At 33.2% G+C, this 26,740-nt stretch carries 27 protein-coding genes and 2 pseudogenes; 9 read left to right on the top strand and 20 right to left on the bottom strand.

From position 1 onward, the window contains the following. Positions 1-53: 53 nt before the first annotated feature. The 7 genes from ACTJFD_RS06050 to ACTJFD_RS06020 form a co-directional block, all read right to left on the bottom strand. Positions 54-515, bottom strand: coding sequence for a helix-turn-helix domain-containing protein (locus ACTJFD_RS06050; protein ID WP_442260374.1), 462 nt, complete (start codon positions 513-515; stop codon positions 54-56). Between the two features lie 12 nt (positions 516-527). Beyond that, positions 528-2,090 carry an ATP-binding cassette domain-containing protein gene (locus tag ACTJFD_RS06045; RefSeq protein ID WP_442260372.1) on the bottom strand — a complete coding sequence of 521 codons (1,563 nt, stop codon included), beginning with the start codon at positions 2,088-2,090 and terminating at the stop codon, positions 528-530. Positions 2,091-2,191: 101 nt separating this feature from the next. Further along, on the bottom strand, positions 2,192-3,316 hold the full coding sequence (locus ACTJFD_RS06040; protein ID WP_442260370.1) for a glycerate kinase family protein: 1,125 nt from the start codon (positions 3,314-3,316) through the stop codon (positions 2,192-2,194). 122 nt (positions 3,317-3,438) lie between these two features. Beyond that, on the bottom strand, positions 3,439-4,689 hold the full coding sequence (gene preA / locus ACTJFD_RS06035; RefSeq protein WP_442260368.1) for an NAD-dependent dihydropyrimidine dehydrogenase subunit PreA: 1,251 nt from the start codon (positions 4,687-4,689) through the stop codon (positions 3,439-3,441). Further along, complete coding sequence (locus tag ACTJFD_RS06030) at positions 4,689-5,918, bottom strand: FAD-dependent oxidoreductase (RefSeq protein WP_442260367.1); 1,230 nt, start codon at positions 5,916-5,918, stop codon at positions 4,689-4,691. Before ACTJFD_RS06030 ends, preA begins: the two co-directional genes overlap by 1 nt. 383 nt (positions 5,919-6,301) lie before the next feature. Then, the gene (locus ACTJFD_RS06025; RefSeq protein ID WP_442260366.1) at positions 6,302-7,138 is read right to left on the bottom strand and encodes a DUF368 domain-containing protein; all 837 of its coding nucleotides are present in this window, start codon (positions 7,136-7,138) and stop codon (positions 6,302-6,304) included. Positions 7,139-7,245: 107 nt separating this feature from the next. Further along, positions 7,246-8,796 carry a metallophosphoesterase gene (locus ACTJFD_RS06020; protein WP_442260364.1) on the bottom strand — a complete coding sequence of 517 codons (1,551 nt, stop codon included), beginning with the start codon at positions 8,794-8,796 and terminating at the stop codon, positions 7,246-7,248. Positions 8,797-8,954: 158 nt separating this feature from the next. Here ACTJFD_RS06020 and ACTJFD_RS06015 point away from each other — a divergent pair, with 158 nt between their 5' ends. Both ACTJFD_RS06015 and ACTJFD_RS06010 read left to right on the top strand, forming a co-directional pair. Next, positions 8,955-9,518 carry a helix-turn-helix domain-containing protein gene (locus ACTJFD_RS06015; protein ID WP_442260363.1) on the top strand — a complete coding sequence of 188 codons (564 nt, stop codon included), beginning with the start codon at positions 8,955-8,957 and terminating at the stop codon, positions 9,516-9,518. A 51-nt stretch (positions 9,519-9,569) separates the two neighbouring features. Then, positions 9,570-10,742, top strand: coding sequence for a CynX/NimT family MFS transporter (locus ACTJFD_RS06010; RefSeq protein ID WP_442260361.1), 1,173 nt, complete (start codon positions 9,570-9,572; stop codon positions 10,740-10,742). Positions 10,743-10,886: 144 nt separating this feature from the next. On the opposite strand, the gene ACTJFD_RS06005 is transcribed toward ACTJFD_RS06010, so the two are convergent. From ACTJFD_RS06005 to ACTJFD_RS05995, 3 genes are read right to left on the bottom strand one after another with little or no spacing between them, the layout of a single operon-like run. Then, positions 10,887-11,471 (bottom strand): hypothetical protein, encoded by a 585-nt coding sequence (locus tag ACTJFD_RS06005; protein ID WP_442260359.1) that lies wholly within the window; start codon positions 11,469-11,471, stop codon positions 10,887-10,889. Positions 11,472-11,500: 29 nt separating this feature from the next. Then, positions 11,501-12,355, bottom strand: a complete 855-nt coding sequence (locus ACTJFD_RS06000) for a serine hydrolase (RefSeq protein WP_442260358.1) — start codon at positions 12,353-12,355, stop codon at positions 11,501-11,503. A 57-nt stretch (positions 12,356-12,412) separates the two neighbouring features. Next, positions 12,413-12,664, bottom strand: coding sequence for a hypothetical protein (locus tag ACTJFD_RS05995; RefSeq protein ID WP_442260356.1), 252 nt, complete (start codon positions 12,662-12,664; stop codon positions 12,413-12,415). A gap of 335 nt (positions 12,665-12,999) precedes the next feature. Here ACTJFD_RS05995 and ACTJFD_RS05990 point away from each other — a divergent pair, with 335 nt between their 5' ends. Beyond that, entirely contained in the window at positions 13,000-13,386 is a 387-nt protein-coding gene (locus tag ACTJFD_RS05990) for a DUF4396 domain-containing protein (RefSeq protein ID WP_442260354.1), read from the top strand. A gap of 202 nt (positions 13,387-13,588) precedes the next feature. On the opposite strand, the gene ACTJFD_RS05985 is transcribed toward ACTJFD_RS05990, so the two are convergent. From ACTJFD_RS05985 to ACTJFD_RS05975, 3 genes are all read right to left on the bottom strand, one after another. Beyond that, positions 13,589-14,371: an MBL fold metallo-hydrolase gene (locus tag ACTJFD_RS05985; protein WP_442260352.1), complete on the bottom strand. Its 783-nt coding sequence runs from the start codon at positions 14,369-14,371 to the stop codon at positions 13,589-13,591. Between the two features lie 132 nt (positions 14,372-14,503). Continuing rightward, a complete protein-coding gene (locus ACTJFD_RS05980) occupies positions 14,504-16,693 on the bottom strand; it encodes a transglycosylase domain-containing protein (RefSeq protein ID WP_442260350.1) in 2,190 nt (729 codons plus the stop codon). A 20-nt stretch (positions 16,694-16,713) separates the two neighbouring features. Next, positions 16,714-17,943, bottom strand: coding sequence for a PASTA domain-containing protein (locus ACTJFD_RS05975; protein ID WP_442260349.1), 1,230 nt, complete (start codon positions 17,941-17,943; stop codon positions 16,714-16,716). 383 nt (positions 17,944-18,326) lie between these two features. Here ACTJFD_RS05975 and ACTJFD_RS05970 point away from each other — a divergent pair, with 383 nt between their 5' ends. Both ACTJFD_RS05970 and ACTJFD_RS05965 read left to right on the top strand, forming a co-directional pair. Further along, entirely contained in the window at positions 18,327-18,905 is a 579-nt protein-coding gene (locus ACTJFD_RS05970) for a stage II sporulation protein M (protein ID WP_442260347.1), read from the top strand. A 423-nt stretch (positions 18,906-19,328) separates the two neighbouring features. After that, positions 19,329-19,610 (top strand): annotated as a pseudogene (locus tag ACTJFD_RS05965) (transposase); the annotation flags it as partial. A gap of 191 nt (positions 19,611-19,801) precedes the next feature. Here ACTJFD_RS05965 and ACTJFD_RS05960 read toward each other — a convergent pair. Then, positions 19,802-20,050: a hypothetical protein gene (locus ACTJFD_RS05960; RefSeq protein WP_442260346.1), complete on the bottom strand. Its 249-nt coding sequence runs from the start codon at positions 20,048-20,050 to the stop codon at positions 19,802-19,804. A 311-nt stretch (positions 20,051-20,361) separates the two neighbouring features. Between ACTJFD_RS05960 and ACTJFD_RS05955 the strand changes: the two genes are divergently transcribed. The 4 genes from ACTJFD_RS05955 (at position 20,362) to ACTJFD_RS05940 (ending at position 22,399) form a co-directional block, all read left to right on the top strand. Next, positions 20,362-20,610, top strand: coding sequence for a transposase (locus ACTJFD_RS05955; RefSeq protein ID WP_442260344.1), 249 nt, complete (start codon positions 20,362-20,364; stop codon positions 20,608-20,610). Between the two features lie 65 nt (positions 20,611-20,675). After that, positions 20,676-20,882 carry a hypothetical protein gene (locus ACTJFD_RS05950; protein WP_442260342.1) on the top strand — a complete coding sequence of 69 codons (207 nt, stop codon included), beginning with the start codon at positions 20,676-20,678 and terminating at the stop codon, positions 20,880-20,882. A gap of 654 nt (positions 20,883-21,536) precedes the next feature. Next, positions 21,537-22,004: a hypothetical protein gene (locus tag ACTJFD_RS05945; RefSeq protein WP_442260340.1), complete on the top strand. Its 468-nt coding sequence runs from the start codon at positions 21,537-21,539 to the stop codon at positions 22,002-22,004. 86 nt (positions 22,005-22,090) lie between these two features. Next, positions 22,091-22,399, top strand: coding sequence for a hypothetical protein (locus tag ACTJFD_RS05940; protein WP_442260338.1), 309 nt, complete (start codon positions 22,091-22,093; stop codon positions 22,397-22,399). Positions 22,400-22,537: 138 nt separating this feature from the next. On the opposite strand, the pseudogene eno reads toward ACTJFD_RS05940, so the two are convergent. From eno to ACTJFD_RS05910, 6 genes and pseudogenes are all read right to left on the bottom strand, one after another. After that, positions 22,538-22,711: pseudogene (gene eno / locus ACTJFD_RS05935) on the bottom strand (phosphopyruvate hydratase); the annotation flags it as partial. A 117-nt stretch (positions 22,712-22,828) separates the two neighbouring features. Beyond that, positions 22,829-23,416 (bottom strand): hypothetical protein, encoded by a 588-nt coding sequence (locus ACTJFD_RS05930; protein WP_442260336.1) that lies wholly within the window; start codon positions 23,414-23,416, stop codon positions 22,829-22,831. Between the two features lie 126 nt (positions 23,417-23,542). Further along, positions 23,543-23,878: a hypothetical protein gene (locus ACTJFD_RS05925; RefSeq protein WP_442260335.1), complete on the bottom strand. Its 336-nt coding sequence runs from the start codon at positions 23,876-23,878 to the stop codon at positions 23,543-23,545. A 549-nt stretch (positions 23,879-24,427) separates the two neighbouring features. Further along, entirely contained in the window at positions 24,428-24,982 is a 555-nt protein-coding gene (locus ACTJFD_RS05920) for a hypothetical protein (protein ID WP_442260333.1), read from the bottom strand. Positions 24,983-25,363: 381 nt separating this feature from the next. Continuing rightward, the gene (locus ACTJFD_RS05915) at positions 25,364-25,903 is read right to left on the bottom strand and encodes a hypothetical protein (RefSeq protein WP_442260331.1); all 540 of its coding nucleotides are present in this window, start codon (positions 25,901-25,903) and stop codon (positions 25,364-25,366) included. Between the two features lie 39 nt (positions 25,904-25,942). Next, entirely contained in the window at positions 25,943-26,152 is a 210-nt protein-coding gene (locus ACTJFD_RS05910) for a hypothetical protein (protein WP_442260330.1), read from the bottom strand. Between the last annotated feature and the right edge of the window lie 588 nt (positions 26,153-26,740).

Genomic DNA, 26,740 nt, shown 5'->3' with positions numbered 1-26,740 from the left:
TACTTTTCCTATAACAAAACCTATTCACTCTTTTTATAGATTGGATAGGTTTTTTATCTCGATGCATTACGCCATTCAATCAACCGATTAATCCAACTAGAAAAATTCAAAACATATTGAGTGGGTCCACTTAAAGTGATTCTAATCAGTTGATCTGCCAAAAGTTGATAATGGAATATCCTTTGATGAGAAGAACCACCATACATCGTATTATAATGCTCGACTATCGCTTCTTTAATCTCATCAATTTTTGAGATATCCGTTATTTTAAACGTTAAAACAATTAGCGAGTGATCTTCTCGCGGCGGTTCTACTAGAAAACGCTGACTTATTTCACTCTCCAGCACCACATCTTCTCTTTTCCCTAAAAAATCATAGATGTTTGCAAGCGAAAAACGCCATTGTCCCCCTACTTTAGTCCCTTCAAGTTTCCCTTCTTTTAAATAGTTACGTATCGTTCGGGTGGTTACTTCAAGCTTTTGAGCAACTTGTTCGACAGAAAACATTTCTTTCATTGGCTTCTCCTTTTAAATTCTTATTATTTTTGTTGCATATTCTTCTTGTCGCACATCATGAGAAGTATAAATCAAAATTTTATCTTCTGCTAATTTTGAAACGGTTTCGAAAATGAGCATTGCTGATTCATCATCAATACTACTTGTACTTTCATCTAAAATATAAACATCAGCCTCTGTTAATAATAAACGAGCAACAGCTATTCGTTGACGTTCGCCACCGGATAAATTACTGCCATTTTCAGTTAAAACAGTCGTCCAATCTTTATCTTTCCAAAGAGAATCCAATAGGTGACTCGCATTTAATTGCTCTTTTTGTGCTTCACTTAATTTTTTACCTAAGCCGATATTTTCTTCAATTGTCGTCGTTAAAATGGTCGTCGTTTGACTAAGATAACTGATCCGTTGACGTAAACTTTCATTTTCTAAACTGGCAAGTGGCAAACTATTGACCTTTACACCTGTTGCTACTCTAAACTTCAAAAGGACTTTTAACAAAGATGATTTTCCACTTCCTGATTTTCCTGATATATAAATACGATCGCCTTTTTCAATCTTCTCTTTGATATAATATTTAAAATGCTTATTACCTAATTTAAATGCTGGATGGTCAAAAGAAATAGTTTTAATTTCCTCTACCTTTTCACCATCAGAAGTTTCACTATTTTCTTCTAATTCTTCATGAACAAATCGCTTAGCCGTCGTCAATGTACTAAAATCAATATTAACTTTCGTCAACTCACTGAGCGATTTAAAAAACAAAGGTAAAATTAAACTTACAACGATCAAACTTGTCATCGCTAACTCACCTTTAAGTATCAAAATACTCAACCAAAGATAAACAAACGTCTGAAGACTTTGATTAATGAAAGAAATAAAATAACTTGAACCTTGAGCAAATTGGTTCGTTCGAGCAATCGACTGGTACATTGCTTCTATTTTATTATAGAGTAAATCCTCTAAAATTTCTGTCGCCATCTCAGTTTTCACTGAATCTGGGTTCGCAAATGTCGCCACTAAATTTTTATTTACAGTTGCCGCTTCTTGTTGCATTACTTCCATTTTGATTTTCAAAATCCGATTAATCAATCGAAAACCAAAATAATTCATTGGTATCATTAGTATCATCACCAACGCAACTGATGCTGAAATTTGATAAATTAAAATCAACGAAAATCCAAGCATCACGATAGATTGTATTAAAGTACTTAGACTAGAAATAAAAAATAAATACAAGGCATCTACGGTACTAAAAATACGATTAATCAAATAGGTCGGTTCGCGTTTAACATAGTCATCGTATTTTAAACGTTTCATTTTATCGAGTAATCGAAATAAATGTTCCGTATTAAATTTAACTGCAAAATTTTCTTTATACCGCACTAAAACAAACTGAACAAAAAAACCAATAACCATAGTTAGGAAAACATAGGAAATATTTTTCAAAGTTAAGTCATTTTGCGTTTTAATTTTTTGAAGCAGTATCGGAGCTATTAAAGAGACTATACTTGAAAGTATTGCTGTCAAACTTACTAAAACTATAAATTTACGATTATTTTTTATTATATTTTTCATCCAGCTTCCTTCTTCCTATCTTTTCCTAAACTATAACATAGGAATAGAAAAAACGCCATATAGTTTCCTTATTCTTCCTACAAACTAGGAAAAATTGTTTTTCAAAGTAAATAAGCTAGATTACGACACGTATTTTCTATATTTTCTGCCGTACTATTCAAGGCATTCTCTAATGTCATCACACCTGGTAGAATACTAAAAATAGAAGTAAATCCTTGATCATATAACTCATCAATCTCTTTTCCTACAGTTCCAGCCAAAGCGATTACTTTTTTATCATTTTTTTTGGCTAATTGAGCGATTCCTTGAGCCGCTTTACCAAATTTAGTTTGTTGATCGATCCTTCCTTCACCTGTAAAAACATAATCGGCTTCTCTTATTTTGTCTTCCAGTTGAGTTGCTTGGATCATTAAATCAATACCTGATTCTAAAGTGGCTTCAGTAAATGCTAATAAACCAGCACCTAAACCTCCTGCAGCTCCTGCCCCAGGAATATCTTTAACTTGCACTCCTATCTGTTCTTCAATAAGGGTTGCATAATAGCCCAAGTTTTGATCCAATTGTTTAACCATCTCAGATGTCGCTCCTTTCTGTGGTCCAAAAATAACAGATGCTCCCTGACTGCCACATAGAGGGTTTGAAACATCGCTTGCAACAATAAAAAGAGTGGTTTCTACCCGAAAGTCTAATCCTGATAAATCAATCGTTTCAATTTTGTTTAAATGACCTCCACCACGAGGAACTTCCTGAGCCTCTTTATCTAAAAATTTAACACCTACAGCTTGTGCCATTCCAGCCCCACCATCATTTGTTGCACTCCCACCTATTCCAATAATGATTTTAGAAAGACCTTCATCTAAACAAGCAGTAATTAACTGTCCCGTACCATACGTTGTTGTTTTTAAAGGGGCACGCTCACTTGGCCTTAATAATTCTAAACCACTGGCTAAGGACATCTCAATAACGCCTGTTTTACCATCGCCTAGAATCCCATAATAAGAAATAATCTCACGCCCTAAAGGATCTTGTACGATTGCCTTTTTAATTTCTCCATTTGTTGCATCTACTAAAGCCTGCATCGTCCCTTCACCGCCATCTGCCATCGGAACATGTAGGTATTTTTCATGAGGAAATCTTTTTTTTAAACCCTTTTCCATTGCAATACAAACTTCTTTTGCTGTTAAACTCTCTTTAAATGAATCCGGAGCTAATACAAATGTTTTCATTGATATTTTCCTTTCCTACTTCATTACCTTTAATTCTATTCTACAATATGGATTGAAAAGATACATAAAAAAATGTACCCTCATCTTTTAAGATAAGTGGTACATTTATTATCAATTTAAATTTAAATAATCACTTTATCTGCTGGATTACCCTCACGACCTGGTTTCATTTCAACGATGCCTTTGCTGATTGCACCAACTGGACAAACTAACGTACAGAGATGGCAACCGACACATTTTTCTAAATTACAATGTGGAATTCGGTTTTCATCATCCCAGACAATCGCTTGGTGAGCACCATCAAAACATGAAATATAGCAACGGCCACATGAAATACATTTATCTAAATCAATCACTGGATAGACTTTAAAACTACGGTCTAAATCTTCAGTTGGAAGAAAGTTTTGATTCGCTAGGCCGACTAGATCTGCTAAACGATCCACCCCTTGCTCCTCCATGTAGTGCATCAAGCCATTTTTCATATCTTCAACAATTCGGTAACCATACTGCATGATACCTGTTGTCACTTGAATTGTCGATGCCCCAAGTAAGATAAATTCAACTGCATCTTCCCAAGTTTCAATTCCACCAATACCAGAAATAGGTAATTCTTCAAACCCTTCAGCCGAACGTAATTGTTGCATGAACCGTAAAGCAATTGGTTTAACAGCCTTACCTGAATAACCTGAAATCGCTGATTTGCCATTAATTGCAGGCAAACCTACTTTACGATCTAAATCAATATTTGCAATTGATTTAATCGTATTAATGGTCGCAATTCCATCTGCTCCGCCTTCCATTGAAGCTTTCGCCACTGTAACCATATCCGTCACATTAGGTGTCATTTTTGCCAGCATTGGTAATTGAGAACCACGTTTTACAGCTGCACAATATTTGCGACAAAGCTCTGGATTTGTTCCAACATCAGATCCCATATCATGCGAAGTCATTTGCGGACAAGATAAATTCATCTCAATCATATCAGCTCCTGCTTCTTCAACCAAATGAGCTAGTTCTTCCCAATCCTCTTCATTGGTTCCCATAATCGAAGCAATCACAATTTTAGTGGGATAATTTTCTTTCAAACGGCGTAAGTCTGCTAAATTTTCTTCTAATGAATGTTCAGCAATTTGTTCCATATTTTTAAAGCCAACAAATGGAGTATTTTCTTTAGTCAAAATATCAAAACGTGGGGACACTTCATCCACGACAAAATGTTCAGGTCCAATTGTTTTAAAAACAACACCAGCCCAACCTTCATCGTAAGCTTTTGCACACATCTCGTAACAATTACCTACTGGTGAAGAAGATAATAAAAATGGGTTTTCAAATTTTACACCTAAAAATTCTATTGATAAATCTTTTTTAATCATTAGTTGTTACCTCCCAAATAATCATGAATTGCAGCTGCCACTTCTTTTCCTTTTTTAACTGCCCAAACCACAGTCATATCACCATGAACAATATCACCTGTTACAAAAACTTTTTCATCGGCCGTTTTATAACCACTTGTTAACACTTGGTTATTTTTAGTTTCAATGTTTAAGTTTTCAGCAGCTACTTCTTGTCCAACCGCTAAAATAATTTTTTCAGCTTCAATTTTTAATTCATTATTTAAATGACGATGTTTAAAAGTTACGGTCTTGCCTTCAACTGCAATCGGATAGTAACCATCAATAATCGTTACTTCATTTTTTTGAGCACCCGCTAATTCTTTTTTAGATGCTTTAAATTCGCAAAACTCCTCATAAACAACATCCGTTACATATTTCACACCTAATAATTTAAGCGACGTTACCACGTCCATCGCTACATCTCCACCACCAATAATAAGAGCATCTTTTGGTAATTCAATCTTACCTTGATTGGCACGAGCTCTAGCTAAAAAGGAAACCGCTGTTTCTACATTAGGATTGCCTTCAAAAATTTCGAGCATTTTTCCTTGGCTCGCACCGATTGCAAGAATCACCGCGTCATATTTTTCTTTTAATTCCGCCATCGATATATCTTGACCGATGGTTGTATTATAAATAATATCAGCTCCTAGGTTAACAATTTGCATGATTTCATGATTAACAATGGCATTTGGCAAACGATATTCAGGGATACCATAGCGTAAATAACCACCTGCCTGCTGACTTTTTTCATAAATGGTGACCTCATACCCTAACTGTAAGAGTGAAGCTGCCGCTTGTAATCCTGAAGGTCCACTTCCTACAATCGCAATACTTTTTCCGTTTGATTCACCTTTTTTAAGGATTTCCATTTCAGTCTGTCTCTCAAAATCAGTCACGAATTTTTGAATACCACCAATATTAATCGGGCGATCAATTTGAGTTCGAGCACACTCCATTTCACAGTATTTTTCAGTGGGACAAACCACCGCACAAATTGCTCCTAACGCATTGTTTTCTCGAATAGTTTCTGCTGCACCTTTAAAGTTTCTAAAACGTACGCTTCGAATGAATGATCCTGGATCCGTTTCTGCTGGACACGCCTTTGAACAAGGGGCATCTAAACAAAGTAAACATCTCTCAGCTTCTTCCATGATAGTCAACATAGAATAAGACGCTTCCATTTCTTCTAAATACTTATTAGTCATATCAAGTTTCCTCACTTTTTTTTATTTGGGTTTCTCCCACTATATAAGTTTAATTGTGATTAAATTCACATGTCGCTCCAAAAAAATAAACCTCTAAAATCTTTAATTAAACTTATTATAAACTAAACTTTTTGTTTTGTTTTATAAGTATATTCTACTCTTTTTTTAAAGCGTTAACAAGCTTTATTTTAGATTGAAATGGCTATTCGCCACCTTTGTTAATAGTAATTATCATCTAGGTATCTAAAACCCAAGCTATTGTACATTTTGATTAGAATTATTTTAAATTGAATTTTAAGTCAATCGAGCTTAAAATCAAAACATCGCCTATTTTAACTTAACAGACAAAAAGAGGCTGACCCAAAAGGTTAGCCTCTTTTTTATTATTTATACTTTTCTTCTAAAGAACTCATCCACTTGCCTAATAATGCTCCTAAAATAATCATTACAGCACAAGCAACATAATTTAAAAGTGTAAAACCGGTATAACTTGTTGGAATAATCATAATCGTTGAGGCAAAGACAATTCCTAAAATAAAATGAAAGAGTTTTGCATAAGCGATACTAAAAATATAGTCCATCACTTTAGACAAAGTTAAAACACAAGCAAGACCACCAATCGCTAAAGGAATTAAGACGCTAAAATCCACGTTTTTAATACCATCAGACATCGCTTTATACATGCCCATGTAAACTAAGAAATTAGAAGGGCTCAAGCCTGGGACAATCATTCCTAAACCAATCAAAGCTCCTGCAATCATCCACGTCCAGAAATTTTGCGTAATATTTCCTTGAAAGATTGAACTTCCATAAAAAAGAAAAGCAAAGCCCAAGATAAACGTCACAACCATCATCATAATGTCAGCATTTGAACGTCCTTTTTTACCGGCTTCTTTCCATAATGAAGGGACTGTTCCTACAATACAACCAATAAAGAACCAAAGAATGATCGTTTCATAATTTCCTAACAAGAAACTGACACCAAATGATAGTAGGAAGACACCAGTTAACCCACCTAGGCCAACAGGAATAAAGAAAAGAACATTCTCTTTAAAATTTTTAGTGATATGTGCTAAAAACGAAATAATTCGTTCATAAATACCAAAGATAGCAGCTAACGCTCCCCCACTGACACCAGGTAAAATAAAACCAGAGCCGATAAACATGCCCTTAATAAAGCGTAAAAGCCAATCTTTTGAATTTATTTGTTTATTTTCCATAATAACTCCTTTAGATCCTTTGTAAAAAATACAAGATTTAGCAAAAATGCCATTAATCTTAGTTTACACTAAAAAAAAAATTCTTCAATATAAATACGTTTCCACTATCAATCGCTTCGTTCTCCTTCTAAATAGTGACCTTCTTTAAGGTAACGTTGTAAATCAAATCCTTGATTTAACTCCGAATAGATCGAACAAATGACAAATAATTCTTTCCCCGCAAACGAGGTCCTTTTCACAACACCAGAAGAAGCTGGGATATGATGGTGACCATGAATCACTCCAATAATGGGAGACTCTCTAAATAAATTTTTCAAACCGTCATTCACGCAAATAAAATCACGGTGATACTTTTTATGCCGACGTGATAGTAAACTCAATTCACTAAAAAGAGGAGCATGTGAAATAATAATGGTCGGTGTTGTTTGATCTGTTTCGAAAAGTTGACTTAAGATATTCGTTAAGTAGGCTTGTACCCTTTTTTTCTGCTTGACAAAAGAAACAGGAAGGCTTAGGCCGATATAACGAATTCCATCTTTATAGTAGCTCTGATTGTTCAAAAAAATAAGCGATGGATAACGTTCCGTCAAACGTTGCTGACAACTCGTATATAGAGTAGCATCCTCAATTCGAAGAACGGAATAATCAATCTCATCACCACCTGTGAGGGCTTTAATAAAATCAGGCGATAGACAACTTTCAACCTCTAAAGCACATTCCAAAATATCATGATTGCCTATCACTGCAATGCCATTTAAGCTCTCATCTGTGGCATATGAGTTTGACAAATCTCCAGCTATAATATTAAAATGAGGGCTTTTTAATTCTATTTTACCCCGTGTTGCATGTAAATCAGAGACCACATTAATTTTAGCACTCGTCTGTTTCGTATTCGCTTTAACAAAATATTTTTTAAGCTGTTGAGGAGGAGTACTTTGCGCGCGGTAATTCTTACGTATTTGACTTAGTTCATCATGTTGTCCCATCGTTAAGTCTGATTTTCTTAACTTGGTTAAAGAAACTCCTGAAGTCAAAGAGAGATTACTCGTCTGAACTCGCTCTTGTGAAGCATCCTCCAATAAATAAATAGAATGACTTTCAATTTGCAAAGGAAGTACTGCTAAATCGTTTTGAATAAATTTGATAAACTCATCGATATAACCATGTATTCCCGTTTTCTCATTCAAATCATATAAAAATTTATATGCAAGTGTTGCTGATAGCGGTCCTGTTTCATCATGTTGCATCAAGCGGCCAACGACTTGGATTTTAAAATAAAGGTTGGTTTTCAACTTAGCCATCTCATACTCAACCTCAAGGCTTTCAGCATCAAAGTTTTCACCTGTTACCTGATAAAGACTAACCAAAAGGTAACTTAATAGATTAGCTTGGTGACGTTCTAAATAGTCATCGAGTTGTTGAGGGTCTTTTAAATAAAGAAAAACCGCTAGTTGAATGTACTTTCGTGAGGTATCGTAAGGAATGATTGAAAAATAAAAATCATCTTTTTTAGCAATCTTAAATGCTTCCTCAACCGTATCGAAAACCAATTCAAAGCTGTCGTTATCAACCACGATTTTATTACGACTTCGACGTTTATTTTTAGGATTTTCAGCTAATGTTGTCAAAAAGTCAACGGAACGCAATTCATTTTTCAAGGTCTTCTCTCCTTTTTCTTTCAAAGTAATTTCACTCATTATACCGTAGTTTTGATTTAAATTGGAACGCTTTTTCTTTGAGTGACTTCAGACTATTAATTACACTGTACCTATATTATAATAAAGAGACTTTTATTCTTATAAAGGAGACTTTAACTATGACACTAGATAATGACAAACAAATCGTTATGGCACTTGGGCAATCCTTACGAGCCGCTCGAAAAAAAAAGAATTTAACTATCGAACAACTCGCTAATCAATCAGAAGTAAGCAGCATTACCATTAGTAATATTGAAAACGGTAAATCCAATCCAACCGTTAGTATTTTATGGAAACTTGCAGATACACTTAATATTAATTTATCTAAATTATTAGGTTATACAAGCCCTAAAGCGACGATTTCTAGACTCACTGATCGACCCTTTATTAGTGAGTTAGAGTCAGGATGGTTGGTACAACCCGTTTTTCAAGAAGATAATATTGATGTATTCCGCGTTCGACTGTGCGCGCAGTCAAGTTATTTGATGACCACTCAATTTAAACATTCGACTGAAATCATCACTGTAATGAAAGGAAAGTTAATTTTAAAAGTAGCAGATAATAGTTATGACCTCGATGAATACGATAGCATTAATTTTAATTCAGGTCTCCCACATGAATATATTAACGAAACTTCAGAAGAAATTTTGATTAGCATTGTTGTTAAATACCAAAACATATAATATAATATGTAAGCACCTATTTTAATATATGTTTTGATTGGAGAGAAAAGAATGAGCAAAAAATGGAACATCGCTCTTTTGTTAGGAATTATTTTTGTTTCAATGAATTTAAGAGCACCGATTACCTCCGTGGGCCCCTTAGTCGGAATCATTAGTGAAAATCTCAACTTATCTGGAGGACAATCTGGCTTAATTACCACGATTCCTTTGATTTCATTCGCTATTGTTTCACCAATGGCACCCAAGTTAGCTAATCGTTTTCAAACAGAACGGACTATTTTTACAGCCTTATTAGTACTGATCATTGGGTTACTTTTAAGAACAATCCCAACTGTCCCTGGATTATTTTCAGGAACCATTATTGTCGGGTGTGCCATTGCGATTTGTAATGTACTCATTCCGAGTCTTATTAAAAAAGAATTTTCAGAAAAAAGCGGCCTAGTTACTGGTTTATTTTCTGTAAGCATGAACTTAACTGGAGCCATCTCCTCTGGTTTAAGCATTCCTATGGTTGAAAACTTTGGACTTACATGGAATAAAGCTCTAGGAATTTGGGTTATTTTAGCAATTATTGCTCTTATCAGCTGGTCACCCCAGCTTAAGCGTCACGACAAACCTACTGAAAATGAAACACAAATTGTTAAAGTTTCCCTTTGGCATTCGCCGCTTGCTTGGAGCGTAACTGCTTTTATGGGTTTACAATCCTTTATCTTTTATGTCATTGTCGCTTGGTTACCTGAGATGCTCGTTGGGCAAGGACTTTCACGAATTCAAGCTGGTGGAATGTTGTCCTTGCTGCAATTCACCATTTTACCAACGACTTTTATTGTCCCGATTATTGCTCAGAAAGCTAAAAATCAGCGGCTTTTCGTTGCGGGAACAGCTCTTTTCTTTGCACTAGGTATGTTAGGACTCATGAGTAGTCAATCTTCTCTGATTGTCATCCTAGCATGTATGAGTATTGGTATCGGTGGCGGTGCAGCTTTTAGCCTCGCTATGATGTTTTTCAACTTACGAACACGAAATGCTCAAGAAGCAGCTGAACTTTCAGGGATGGCTCAATCAATGGGTTACATCCTAGCAGCCGTTGGTCCTTTCCTTTTTGGTGTAATGCACGATCAAACAGGAAATTGGCAATTTTCATTAGTTTTATTACTTCTTATTTCGATCGCGCTCCTTTTTACAGGATTAAAAGCCGGAAAAAACGAAGTCATTGGTCAATAAAAAATAATTGGAGCACTTTTGATATCGATGAAAAATTTCATCTACCAAAGAAGCACTTTCTACTGAATTGATTTTAATCAAATTCAGTAGAAAGTGCTTCTTATTATTTGAGGTTCATTCAAAATTTCCCCACTTGATTATGTTTTATTTTAAACCAAATTGTTTTACAATTTGTTCGCTCACAGCTTCCGGCGCTAACAATGTATTATCAATTTTTAGGTAAGGGATTTCTGGAAATAAAGTCAACATTTCATCTTCTAAACTAACCAAACGATGTTTCTGATGCGTTGTGACTAACTCCTTCTCAGAAAAATAGAGATTACGTTTTGATGGTTTCGCTAAAAGTCGAGTTTCATGGCAATTTCGTTTTAAGCGTTCTTCTAAATCAGCTACTAATTCAACAAAATAAACCGCTTCATCTACTTCTGTAAAAATTGCTGCAATTTCAGCTAAATAATCAAGATTGTCTTGAAGATCAAATGCAATCAACAAGGTAAAAATAATCGAATCCGTCATATTTTGTTTTTTATTTTTAACAAAGGATTGAAACAAAGCAATCCGAGTCGCATCAGATAAAGCAAAGGTATCTTCCGTATAGCCTAAAAAATTTGCAAACAAATCAATCGTTTGGTGGTTAAAAAGTAACTTGCCATCGATTCTCTTTTCAAGTTCTCGCCCCACTGTCATTTTTCCAACCGCTTGAGCCCCAATCAGTACAATCAAAGCCATCTAATTTCCTACTCTCTTAATTTTCACATTTATAGAGCTAATTCTAACATATTACGATCAATAATTTCAGCAATATCACCAACAACTTGCTCACTGTAAGAAACATCATATCCTGTCGTCATAATCGTCAAATAGTACGGATTTTTTTTGTCTTTTACTAGAGCCACATCCGTACTTACAGTATACATTGGCATCCAACCTGTTTTGTGATTGACATCAACACTGGGTATTCCAATCGCTACTCCATCATCAAAGATACTTTCTTGTAACCATTGATCTAATAATTTCATATTTGGATTATCTTTTTTAAGTTCATTAACCATTTTCATTGACTGCGTTAAAATCCGTGCACTTGAGAAGGCCCGATTGTTTGGTGATTTCTCATCCAATCTACCTAAATAATCAATAAAATTTTGTTCACCAAGATAATTTAACAACATGAGATAAGCGACATTATCACTATAGCGAATCGTTAACTCTGCTAACTCTTTAATCGTATATTCTTTTCCAAAAGGTTCAAACTGAATAATCCCAGTTCCATCAATTTTAAATTGACTTGTATAAGTTAATTTTGTATCTAGTTGAACTTCATCTTCGTCAACTAATTCCATCAGATAAGCAATGAATGGTAACTTGATACTGCTGGCTGTTCGTTTTATTTCATCTCCGTAAAAACTATAGGTGAACTTTTCATCAACCGTTTCAACAAAGAGATTAATTTCGCCACCTTTTTCCTTTACAAATTGTTGTAACTCTTTATCTAATTTTTGCTTAAACTCTTTTTTCGTTAATTTTTTTACTCGGTGACGTTCACGTGCTTCTTTATATTTTTTTCGAGGCTCTAATTTATTTTTTTGAATATAACCTTTCGCTGGGTCACTCACGATTTCAACCCACTCGTCGCTCCCTTCAACGGGTCGAACTGAAACTACCGCTCCCTTTTATAAAAGATTTTCCGATGCTGCTTTTTCTTCCAAATTTAAATAAGGATACACCGATTCTACGACTACTTGTTGTTCTTCAAAAACTGTTTTCTTATTTACTTTTTGTGTTTTTGGCTTCTTTTTTTCTTTTTGAATAATTTCATGTTTTACTTCACTTTTTCCTAGTTTAGTCATCTGCTCAATAAAAAAACTCACACATACTAAACCAATCACAACCAAACAAAAGAAGATAAACTTCTTTCTAGACACCTTAATCACTCCTTTTTCCTCTTACCTATATCAACTTTTTTGAATTTTTACCTCTCTAATTAATATACAGGTTATTATTTGCAAAAAAAAGCGAATCGTGCGAAAATCTGTAAAGTTCATGACTAAAAAGAGATTCTATTTTACTTAGTGTAACGTTTATTTCGTTTAAAGTATATTAAAAAGAAAGGAGATGATAAAATGCACCCCTCATTAAACATTCCAGAATGGATTAGCATATTGTCAATTTTAAGCTTAATCCTTGCCCTGTTTTCATTTATCTACGTCGCAAATGACATCAAAAAACACCCTCAGAGTATGAAAGTCATGAATTACGTTTGGCCGATAACTACTCTTTTTGGGTCGTTTATTTGGGTTCTTGCCTATCAAAAGCCGGGTTTGTTTGGGCCTTTGTCTTAGCCTATATCATTGGCGTTAGTTTTCAATATTTTGCAATTGTACCTATGAAACACCTCGGTCGTAAAGAAGGAATCATCGCAGCTATCAAAGCCGATACCTTTTCACTAACGGCTTGGCAAGTTGGAATGTACGCTACTGTTGCCTTTTGCCAACTTTGGCTCTTTCCCCATTGGTTTGGTGGTCGAATTGAACCAACCACCCCTGTTTTTTGGTTCATGATGCAGATTGCCATGTTAGTTGGTTTCTGTACCGCTTATCCAATGAATTGGCTTTTAATCAAAAAAGGAATTAAAGAAAGAATGTAAATTCTTTTAATAAATAGGAGGGTAAAATTACTTAAAGCACGACAACGTAATTTTACGCTCTTATTTCTATCGTTAATTTCAGTTTATTGAATGAATATTGTTAAAAAAAGCTTTTCTATGCTTAACTTTATTAATTCGACAGTCATCAAAAGATGTATACCACTCGTCTTTTAACTAAAAAATAAAGGATAAAAAATCAATCTTAAAAGAGAAAAGATAAGTCACCAAATTCGTGTAACCCTGTACCAAATTGATCATCCTCTTTCTTCCTCAACATCAGTGCTGCTACTTTGGCTTTTTCAAGTATCTCAGGTTCCATCCCAAGTAAATGATGCGAGCCAAAGACTCGATTTATATTTTCTAACTTAGCTAATTTTAAAATTGAGTTTAGCAAGTCTTGAGGTGACGTTGATGGATAGAACGCGTAAATTGGTGCCTCACAATACAACAAATCACCCGTAAATAGAAAACGATGTTTCCTATCTAAGATGGAAATATGCCCTGGAGAATGTCCTGGTGTATGAATGATTTCCAGCTCTCTATTCCCCAACGAAAGAACCATCCCATCTTTTAAAAGAAGAGTTGGCTTTCCTTGATACGGTACAAATTTTTCAACATCAAACTCTTTAGGTAAAGGTTGTGTCAAATCACGGCATAAATCTTTTCTAACTTGAGCTAAAGAAGGACCTTTAATCCCATTTTCAAGCCAGTCTGCATCTTGAGGATGAACTGCTATCTCAGAAAACGAACCGTGTGAGCCAATATGATCCGTATGAACATGCGTTGTTAACACTAAAATCGGTAAATTAGTCAGCTGTTTTGTCACTATTGAAATGTCCTTAATTCCTAAGCCAGTATCTATCAAAACAGCTTTTTTTGAGCCTAACAATAAGAAAGAGTGAACTTCTTCCCAATGGCCGTATTCACTAATCGCAAAGGTATCTTCATTCAGTTGTGTCACTGTAAACCACTCATCTTTTAACAAAACGATCATTCCTTTTTATAAATTCATTTCAATTTAAGTAGTTCCCTACCGTTATATTTAATACCTTCCTCAATTATTCCTAGTCCTACTTGCTTCTGTTTTTCTACTCAACCATTCATTTATTTTCTTTTTTTATTCTTGATAGGTTCGCTCAAGTCGTTCAAGTGTTTTATTATATTCTTTTTCCATTGAATCATAGGTCTCGACTTCTGCTTCATCGATTTCTGCTTTATCAATCGATACATCGTCCATATCGATATCTGAGATCACCTCAATCTTAGGAATTGGGTCCTTTGATTGATCACTGAGCAATTGTTCTTTGCCAAACTTAAACGTTCTAGCTTTTCTACCTTGCATCATAACTTTAAAAGCACTATTCATTAAATAAACTCTCCCCTGATTAGCTGTCTCATGAGGAAATGTCGTTGGTGCATACGTCGCATCAACATAAGAAGGACTACCTATCCATGTGGCAATCGATAACTCAGAAGACGCCATAGCGAGAAGTGAGTCGGGGGATTTAGTTTGACTATTTGGAACGGAACTTTCAAAGTTACTTGATCCTGATTTCATGACATAGGTATTTTGATTGAAACCTGTATACCTAGGTCCTGCATAAGGTTCAGAACCATTACTCGCTGTCACCCCTTTCAACATACTAACTATCGTTTGAGCCGTTGATGAACTCATCGTCCGTCTAGCCTCTGGGTCGGATAATTTTATTTGTACCGAATCCGTCTGAACACTTTTAATTGTTGTTGGTTCTACTCGGACACCATCATTGCCAAAGACACTAAATGCTGAAGATAGAGCTAAAACATTCGTCGGATAATTAATCGCCTGTTCTGGATTGTATCTCGCTCCATTTGGATTATAAGAATTTAATCCCATTGGCTCCATCATGCTATTTTTTTGTTGATCGTTCGTCATTTGAAAAGCTTCTACAGCAGCTGTATTTAAAGACAAGCCCAGTGCAAATGAGGCACTAACATTCCCAAAGTTTTGATTACCATAATTTTTTACCTTCCAATTTCCGACAGAGAAAGAGGTCCCATTTTGTATTGAACTTGGTGTAAGTCCAGCATATTCAACAGCTGGAGCATAATCCAATAACGGTTTGATGGTCGAGCCTGATGACCTAGTTGATGTGTAGGGAATTAAAGGATTATTCGAGTTAGTCGCTAAGCCAATAATATGTCCAGTTTGTGTATCAACCACAGATATCGCCGTCAAACTCTCCTTATGTTCGATATAGCCATTAGGGAGTCTATTATCTTGAGGATAGGTCCCGACAGCTATTTTATGCAATTCTTTTAGTTGCTGGCTGTCGGCATAGGTCTTGACTTCAATCGTCACATTTTTAGGTAGATTTAATTGGCTTAATTCATCTTTCACTTTTGAAACATAGGCTTGGTATTCTTTTGGTGTCCCTTTTTGATTATAACTTTTTAGTGAAAACTCGCCTTTATCATCATTTACAACAGTAGAAGCTTGATCGTAGATTTCCTCACTAATCAGTTCATTCTCTTTCATAATCGACAGAACAATCTGTGTCCGGTTTTTTCCAGCTTTATCAAAATCTTGGATATAAATCGACGGTGATTGACCAAGACCTGCCATAAAGGCGATTTGAGCAACTTGCATCGGGTCATTTGAATCAATTTTAGATAAATCATTACCAAACAATTCAATAGATGCAGCTTTAACCCCTACCGTGTTTGGAGTTAAACGCAATTCATTTAAGTAAGCTTTTAAAATATCTTCGCGATCATATTTCAATGCCAACTTCCTAGCATCTATTAATTGAACAATTTTGTCAGATACTGAGTTCTTATTGTTGTGACCAAATACCATAATCTTGACTAGCTGTTGTTCTATGGTAGACCCTCCTCTGGAAACAACATCTTTCCCTAGTTTCCTTTTAACTTGAGATATGACCGCTCCCATCGTTCCTTTAATTGAATAACCATTTGTTTTTCTCGTATAAAAGGAACTGTCCTCCACAGCTAAAAGTGTCTCTAAATACAACGAATCAACATTCCAATTTTTTTCATATTTAATAGGATCAAATTTAACAACTACTGTGTTTTTATCTAAAGGTTCATCATTTCTATCCAAAATAATAAAGGATTGTGTTATTTTTTGATCAATATTTTGTATTTCAAGAAGAGAGCTATAAGGACTGTATTGTTTGCTAATGATAAACATACCAATTGATACCAATAAAATAATCGTCAAAGCCATCAGACTCAAAATCATCAGTATCCTATGACGCCGTTTCTTAGTTTTCAAACGTTTCTTCATTTTTTTCTTATTTAACATCAGGAGACTCCTTTTCCGCTCTAATTAGTCACTCTTTTTTCAGTAGTACTTGAGGTTTCCTTAGTACTATCAGAACTATCCGTTGACGAAGTCGAGATTGAGCTGCTACTCGAATCCGATGACTCTTCTTCTTTTTCTATCGGTTTATTTTCCACCGTAATCTGAATCGTAGAATCTTGAATAATGTAATCATATTCTAAATGAGAGGGGTCTTGACGAATCACTTTACCTTCTTTATCATCATCCCATTCCTCTGTTTTTCTCTGACTTTCGGGAACGCTATCACCATTTCTATACCTTTTATTAGTGTAACCTTGGATACTTATATTTAGTTTAAGTTTCGTTAATTCGTTTCTCGCTTGCTCAACAGTCATCCCCACTAAATCAGGTACATCGACCGATTTATCAATCTGTTCTTTATTCTCAGAAAGATTGAACTTAAGTTCTTCGTATTTTTCTTCAAATTCTGTGACCATTATCTTTGATTGTAAATAATCGTTAACTTTGTACACATAGTCATCCAGTTCCAATCCTAATCGCGTTTCTGGTCTAGGGATGGGTTCTGTGAGATTATCATAATTAACAAACATGGATTTAATCTGATTCACTTCCATAAAATTATTATTTATTTCTTCCAATAAGTTAACTGATTTCTTAAATATTGGTTCACTCGTAACAGAATGCATCCCTTTTTGAGTATATATTTTATTCAATAAATCAAGCAGTGTTAAGATTTCTTTATAATGTTCCTCTGGCTGTTCCAGTCTTAATTCCTGAAAAGCAATATCCGCTTTTTTATGCTGTTTGGCTAACATTTTCTTATAATATAAACCATATAATTCCTCAATATCAGCCTCATTGATAATAGTAACACTTTCTTTTAAGTCTGCTATCATATGATCAATATCTGAAATTTTAACTTTTCCTTCGGTAATATCTAACACATTATCTTTCGCATTTTGTAACTGCTTAACTTTCGTATCATTCGCTTCATAGAGCCACGAATCAAACGCCTCATTCTTCAAAGCACGCACTAGTTTAATATTGGATTCGTCAATTCTAGTTAAAGCGTATATTTCTTCCTGAGTGATATTATTCGCCTCTGGTATGTTACTAATATACTGATACGCGCTAAAGAAAAAATACAAACTCAAACAAGTAAGCAATATAAAAATTGAATAAACAATTTTTTTCCCTCTATTTGACTTTTTTCTAATTTTTTTATATTTTTTTATTTTTGTTTTCTTCAACCTCTAATATCCTTTCCATGGATAATCCATATAATATCTTGTTCTAGTCTACATTTAATTATACACGATAACTTACTAAACTTAACTATCTCTTTTAATCAATTCCTTTTCAAATACTTTTTTAAAATTATAACTAGTTATTTTTACCAGAATACAGAACACCGAATGATGAAGTATCTAAAAAATAATATCTTAGAGATATAAACGAAAATGTCAGTATTGAAAAAAATATTCAGCTACGTACTAATACTTCCTATATCTTTTATTAAGTATAACCTATGCAAAAATATTAAATTATTTGTGAAAATTGTTGAAATTAACCAATCAAATCACAAATTTTACTTTTTCTATGATAAAATATATCAATAAATTGGAGGGATATAATGACTATCGATTGGAAATTATTTAAAAAATTTACACTTTTATTTATTGGGATTAGCGTGACTAGTTTTTTACTTGCTTATTTTTTAAAACCGAATGTTAATGATTTTCTAAATTTAGCAGATAGCAATAATAAATTAGGGATTGTATCAAATAGGACTGAAAAATTAATACAATATATTGTTAACAATGGTTTTAAAGTCCCTTTTCAAATATTCTTGCTTTCACTTATCCCTATTCCATTACTCTATTTCTTACCGGTACTTTTAACAGCAGTAGTTACTGGAATTGTTTTCTACATCCCGTTTATGCCTGAATTAGAAGGGAAGTTATCTTTAGTAAATATAGTGTTAGGTATCATCCCCCATATGTTCATAGAAGTTTTCGGTTTTTTGATTGTTACATGTGGCGTATATTATGTAAATAAAAGTATCCGTAGTAAATTATTCAAAAAAAGTTCAAGCAATTTGACATTTATTGAAAGTCTTAAACAACTTTTTTTCATGTATTGCTGTTTAGCTTTACCAGCATTGGTTATGGCAGCCTTTATTGAAGCTTTTATAACCCCTTTAATTAGTTAATTATTTGATATCATCGCTCAATGATAAATAGGACTGAAGAGAATTAAAAATTCTTATCAGTCCTATTTTTAGGTTTGTACAATAAATCGTGTGGATAGAAAAAATCTATTCATACGATTTTTTTATTTGGATAACAAAAGAGACATCCTATTTGGTAAAATAAAGTCGATGAAAACCATTTTACAGGAGGATGTCCCTATGGATAATAATACTAGAAATTTATTAGGATTAACAGATAAAAACTTCGTTTTTGAAGAAAATTGGTTAAAAAAATAAAAGGAAGAGAACGACAAATTATTAAAGGAAAGCTAGTAGATACACCAAAATTCTGTCCACAATGTGGTGTAATCAACAATGGGTCCATCATAAAAATGGAACGTATACTACGAATAGTCAACTTCCTTCTTTTAATCGTTACCCAACTTTTTTAAATATTCTAGAAAAGCTCGTTTACAAGTAAAGTTCATTGTAATGGATATGAATGCCAACTATGGTGCGTTACTAAAAACCGTTTTTCCAAATGCTCAAATTATAATTGATCGATTCCATACCATTCAACATATTAATCGAAACTTAAATCAACTCAGAGTCACTGTCATGAATACCTTTAGATACAGTGTTTCTGAAGAAGCAAAAAAATACTGGCGGCTTTTATTAAAAGATTCTCTCTCCCTTGATTTTAAAAATCATTACTATCGTAACTTCTTAAACTTTAAACGCCGTATATTTTTACAGCAAGGATTAGCTTTTATCATTAAATAACAAAAAACAGAGTTTTTACACTCTGCTTTAACTTTCATTTTATTCAATTTAGGAACTCATCTACACGATTTGACGAAGAACCAATAAATCTAGCATAAAACTAGTAAAGATATCAAGCATCGTTTGTTATTTCTTTATTCATTCATTTCTTTTCTTCTTTTTTCTAATCTTTTTTCCTCGTTTATAGTTTCTATAACACCATCCTCCTTGAATAGAACGTATATAAAAAACAGACCTATCGGAAGCCATGGGTTCATCAGAAAACCCGTTTTGTAGTACAAATAAAATATTCCAATCATAATAATAGCAAAGAATAGCCACATACTAATGATAATGGCTAATGTGTCGAAAATCGTTGAAAAGAAAAGTCTTGTGTACCTCATTTTAAATTCCTCCAAATTAATTGTATAGTAACTAAAAATTCTTTTTAATTCTGACAAGCCTCTATGATTTTTTTAATTATACTTTACAATGATTGATGTTTGCAATATCAATTTGAATAAGTGTCAATTAATCCCCTTTATATCAAAACCCTAAAACAAAGTCACTCGCTTTTTTGATTTTAATTTTATCCTCGTCTCCAATTTTAGAAATAAAACGTCCAATTATCTAATGCCCTCCAATTGAATTATCGATGTGTGTAAGAGTTTTTTGTATGAATAGGCTACATTTGACTAGACAGAAAAAATAAGGTGTGATAAAAATAAGAAAATACACTGAAGGAAATGTCATATCAGAACGTAGACCAAGAAAAACTTTTACAAAAGAATTTAAACAACAAATGGTAGATCTTTACCAATCAATAAAACCTAGAAAAGATATTTTAAGAGAATATGATTTAACACCATCAACTTTTGATAAATCGGTCAAACAATATAATCAGTCAGGTTCATTCAAAGAAAAAGATGATTTGACGCTGGAAGAAAAAGAATTGCGTGAATGACGAAAACTAAATAAAGAGTTGATGATGGAGAATGATATTTTAAAGCAAGCAGCGCCGATACTTGGATGAAAGTAGAAGTTGTTAGAAAAAATAAAGAAAAGTACAATGTATCAGTGATGTGCCGAAAATTAGAAATTTCTCGTGGAGCTTATTATTATGAAGTCAAAAGAAAAGAATCAGAGGCTGTATTAGAAAAAGTAGTCATTGAGTCATTTACGAATAATCGCAACTCCTACGGAGCAAGACGGATTAAAGATGATTTAAACGATTAAAGATTCATTGTTTCTAGGAGAAACATACGACGAATCATGAATAAGTTCAATTACATTTCGTGCTATACAACACTGAGACTCAGAGCTCAAGTAACGAATAAAAATGAACCAAAAATCGCTAATGTCTTATCACGTCAAGAGGAAAAAAATTCGACAACTAAGGTATTGACGAATTATTAGATGTATTTCAGACTAAACGTTTTTTATCACGTCCTGGTTGTCCTTATGACAACGCCGTGGTCGTTATAACATCTTTATCAGATGGATACAAAGTGTTTAGAGGAACTACAAAATACGACAAGAAGTCAAAAGAGGTTAAAGAGTTTCATTATCCAATAAGGAATTGGAAGCGAGCGGGATTTCAAGAACCTACCGCTATTGACATTAGCAAGTCTAAAAAAAGTTCTCTATTCGGATTTAGACATTCGAAAAAAGGAACACTAAAAATTACAACAAATTAGAGCTGGCTAAATTTGCGAAGAATTATTACAACAATTTAAAATAAGCACGTGCTCAGAGATTGTTTCTGAGTGCTTGCTTATTTTTTTAATGTACGATTATACATAAAAGTGATTTAAACTATTAATAACGATTGGTTCTTTATCCATAGTACGGTATTATTTATTTAACAAATACATAGCGAGGGGAAATATTATGAAAGAAAGTTCGGGTATGGTACAAGCGGTGGGAATTATGGTTGCTATCTTGTATGCGATAATAATGTTAACTGTTGGAAGAGTTCCAACAATGGAAGAACAAGAGAGGGCAAAAGAAAATGAGAAAGCAGAGCTTTTAGTTAAACAAGAACAACAACGGCTAAAGGAAGAGAAATATAAATACGAATCTATTCCTACAGGCCTTTTCACAGAAAGTGGAGAAAGTATAATTTCTATAGAAACTCAAAAAGAGTGGTATGGCGCGGCTGAGAACTTTGAACTAAAAGAAACTACTTTGAGAAATGGAGATAATTTAACTTTGGAATTTTTAATACTCGAAGGTGTTATGGAGGAAAGTTATGCAGATGTGGTTTTTAAAAGAATAAAGCAGGCGAATTTTGATAAAATCAATTTCGAATTTGTAGAGTTTAATACCAATAGACAGGAGATAACTTTAGAAATATAAGGTTTGACGAAGAAAATAGCACTGTGTCTGTAGACGTAACCGTTAAGTTTGATGAGACCATTTCGTATGTATACCCAGAGAATGGGATGGGTTTTGAAATGCTTTCAACGAGGGATGGAAGTATACGAAAAGGCGGCAATGCTATATATTTATTCAAAATTGAAAAAGATCTAAACAGACCAGAGCCAAAAGACGACGGAACTGTAAAAGGTAGAGGAGATGTCGTTAAGCAACAATCTCCTCAAGAAACATCTTGGACTAAAGAAACTTACACTGAGGGAGAAGATACAACTATCCCTTTAAACGACGGAAATATAGAGGATTGGGATCACATTCTTGACGAGGATCAAATTGAAGACGGCGTAGCTGCTGATGGAGAAGGTATTTATGATTAATACCTTCTTTTTTTTGAGCAAAAAAGCTACTGCTTTCGATTGTACAACCTCAAAAAAACACCCCCTAGCACAAGCTAGAGAGTGTTACGTCCGAGTAGTTTTAATTCCCTTAGAATAAGCATTTATATAAACTTGTAATTATTTGTTAGCTAAGTTATAGAATGAAGCTAAGCCTTTATATTCAGCTACTTCACCTAATTGGTCTTCAATACGTAATAATTGGTTGTATTTAGCAATACGGTCAGTACGGCTAGCAGAACCAGTTTTGATTTGACCAGCGTTAGTTGCAACTGCGATATCTGAAAAGACTGTTATATCAACGTTTAATCTCTCTATTTATATGTTAATTTCATTATACTGACTTGAGAGAAATTAGCAAGAGCAATACAGGTTGTACGGCTAAGTAGGAAATATATTAAATAACAAATATCAATACATATGTGAGAACTTATCTAATATAGGAACTTTTAAATCTAATAAATAATTTCCTACCCCACATTCTATATCTCTTCTAAATCCAAAACCTATTTTTGATAAGGGAAATACTAACACTAACTCCTCATCCCATTCTTCATGAACATAGTTAATGATTTTTCCAGAAGTATTTTCAGAATTAAAATTTATATCTGCTCCTGCTGCAACAACACCTAAGCATCCACTTTTAGTAAACTTTAACCAAACCAAGTGCCTCTCATCATTCAAATCATATTTATTTTTTAAACTATCATAGAAATTTTTCATATTTTTTTTATCAGATAAATCAAAATGTACCCCATTTACTTTTATAATTTCTTGAATTGAATAAGTTTCAACGTTAAGTTGTTTTAAAAAGTCATTCACTTGATCTATCAAATATAGAAGCATATCTACCTGCCTCTCAAAGGAGTCATTAAATTTTTGAAACATATCCTTTTCACTTACTGCATACTCAAATCGTGTTGAATCACCATTAGCTATACTTCCTGTAATTCCTGATCGCCTAGGTCTAGTACAATCATAATTTTCTTTTAAAATCATTCAAAAAAACTCCTTCTTAATTGTTAAAATACATACTCAAGACTATTTTGTAATTCTGTATTCTTTCCTCTATACATTAAGAAAGAGCACTTAACACAGTTGTTAAATGCTCTTATTTAATATACTTTATACATGATTTACAAAATCAATAACTTTTAACTTCATTCCCTTAGAGATTGGGTATTTTTTTATTTTACTAATCATTTCTTCTTTTGAAAATGTTTTTAATTGTTCTTCTACAACCAATTTTGTAATTTTTTCATATCCAACTTCTGTAATCTTATCTGCTGAAAGGCCTATCAATAGCAGTAAACCCATTCCTCCAATCATTCCAAATGGGCCCAAAGCTGCTAAAGCTGAGGTTAATGCAGCCGCACCTGCTAATCCTGTAGCATTCATTGCAACTAACAAAATGATTGCAGGCATTCCAAATCCTGCAAGTTTTTTTACTAATTCATCCACTTGTAATTCCTCCTTTATCATATAATTATTTTTTTCACATTAAACTTATGCTAGAAGCATAAAAACAAATTTGATATTTATTTTTCCACATGATGGCTAGTAAATCAATTGTTGATAAAATAATGATTTTATAAAGTACTAATCTAACGATACATAACTCTTATCATTTTCACTGTTATAAATGATTCTAACTTTCTCAGGCTTGGTTATTTGAACTGGCTCTTCCAATAATAAGTCTATATGGCTATTTAATATTTGAGAAAAATTAGCTTCTAAGTAATCATATTTTTTTCTCTCATCACGAATAGCTTGAACAACCCCTACTGTTTTTCGGACACTTTTTTTGGTCTGCGATTATTTTCTAATTCAATTTCATAAACAACTCCATGATCACTGTGCCATGACTTAATACTTTCAAATAAATAGAGTACTTTTTTTCTTCAATATTATATCCGTTAAAAGCCATTGCTATTGATCTCTCACCTTTTCCTAAGATCAACTCAATATTTCCAAGTTCTTGAAGAGACATCATCAAACTAATCAAGAATTTTATTTTCTTATCCAGATCTCTACTTTTTTTTCATACTCTATGATTTTTTTCTTATTCAAAGAAACTAATTCTTGATCAATTTGAAGTAACAGTTGTTCAATCAACTGAGCTATCTCACCTTTTAAATTTTCAATTCGTATAAGTTTATGTTGTCTGACTTCTTCACTTCTCATAATCTCATCGCTAAATTTTGACAACTCCATAACATCAACAATTTTTGTAATAACATTACTTTCAAATTCATTTTTTTGAAACTCACTTATGCTTTTAATTTCATTTTCAATAGTTTGCAGCCTAGAATTTATTTCTGACATATAGTACTGTCCTACCATAATAGAAGCTACATTCATTACAGATGATACAGTTCCCATAACACTACCTAACTTAGTTCCTAAGTCTACTGGTACAAGATTAGCTTGTCCTGCAATTCTTCCATTTTCATTTTTATAAAAACCTCTCACAGCTCCATCTAAATCACCTGATTTAGCAAGCTCCACTCCATTAGGTATTATTACTTCAAACAGCCCATTTGCGGGTATTTTGTGTTGATTCAAATAGCTAGCAGATTCATTCGCGATAGTTGCACTAAAGAACTCACATGTTCTTTTTTATTACTCTTCTCATGCTGCTCTATGTAGTACAACCATATACCAATAAGTAATACTATGACTACAATCCAATTACGTATTCCATAAATACCTCCAAATAAATGTTATCTATCAATATTATATCAACAATAAGTATATAAACCTATATACAATCATACTAATATGCGAGTATTTACCATACCTGTAAGTAACTTATCAACTTTTACATACAAAAAAAGAAGGTATAAAGAATTTCTCCCTACACCTCACTTCATTAAGTTTTTAAGTTGCTATGACAACTGGTTGATTTTTAATCCTATCTAACATCTAATGTACAAAATGACTGTTTTAATCTTTAGTTAGATTCACAAGATCTATTACAAATGGATATGCACTTAAACTATTGTTCATTGAACGTAAATCAAATTGAAGCTGTAATAAGTTAACTCTATACTGAGGTGTATTGTCACCAGGATATCTTGGATTCAGTCTCTTATCGATCCAATTCTTATCTAACAAATCTTTTAGCATTCGATTCATCGTAGATTTTGAAATTGACAAAAGTGTTTCTTCAACTAAATCTACACTGGATATGTGCATCCAACCGTACCTCTCTTCACCAATAAGATTAAAATGTAGAATCGAATCTGCTTTTTTATTTCCATTTTGTTGAAATCTATTAATCTCTTCTTGTACAAATTCAACTGAGTTCTCTATATTTTCAGATTTAGATATAAGTTTATCTAAAACTATCGCCTTATTACTATCTTTTGTTAACTCAACCAATTCTCTTCTTAAACGAGACGTTCTCTCAGGTCTATTTTCAAATTTATTAAACCCATAGAATCCATTTGTATAGTTAAATTTATCTAGACTTTCTGTATTCATAATTCTTCCCCTTAAATAACATGTTTTTTATTACTGTTGTTAACTAAATCTGCTTCTAATCTCTTCTTTTTCCTCTTCCGTTAAAGAAAGAGCAAACGGTATCTCTTTAAGTGCAACAACTCTGGTAATCATTGATGCTATAACCTCTTCTATGTTCAATCCAAGTTTACTTGCTATGTACTCTGCTTGTTCAAATACATTACTATCAACTTGAATCTCAATATTTTTTTTAACTTGATTCTTATCCATCCCCATCTCCTAACTCTTTCTTATTAAAATACCAATACTCATAAAGGTATGTTATCTTTGTACACCAAGTATTCTATACTATCGTCGATTGATATTCAACAAATTTAATTCGCTAAAATTATAAAAGGTGTCAATTATACTATATATAAAAAACTTAAACCGCCTTATCTGTCCTTTTGAAACCCCTTCGTATATTTACATTTCATAGAGTAATCAAATATGAAAATAGGTGTCAATACTACTGTTATTAATTTTTAAAATTTGGTGTGAGTAAACCAACTATATCTTTAAAAATAAAAAAGATCGACCTGTTTAGAGCCTATTATCCCCCTAGGGACAAGCAACAGATCGATTCTTACTTATATTCAATTTTATAATTTTTCAATTATCTGATCTAAATATTTCTCAAACAATTCATCTTCAACATAGAATAAATCCTTGGCGTACTGTTGACTACTTTCTTCATCAACAAAACGATAATCTCCTTTTAATACATCTTTAGTAAAAATCTCATTCAAGTTAAACATAAATTGTTGAATAGGTTACACTTAGTTGAACAAAAAAGATAAGGTGTCTATACTTAATAAA

This window comes from Vagococcus sp. (assembly GCF_052102835.1).
Taxonomy (GTDB): Bacteria; Bacillota; Bacilli; order Lactobacillales; family Vagococcaceae; genus Vagococcus.
The sequence above is the reverse complement of the archived record's forward strand: the minus strand, read 5'-3'. Positions and strand labels throughout refer to the sequence as shown.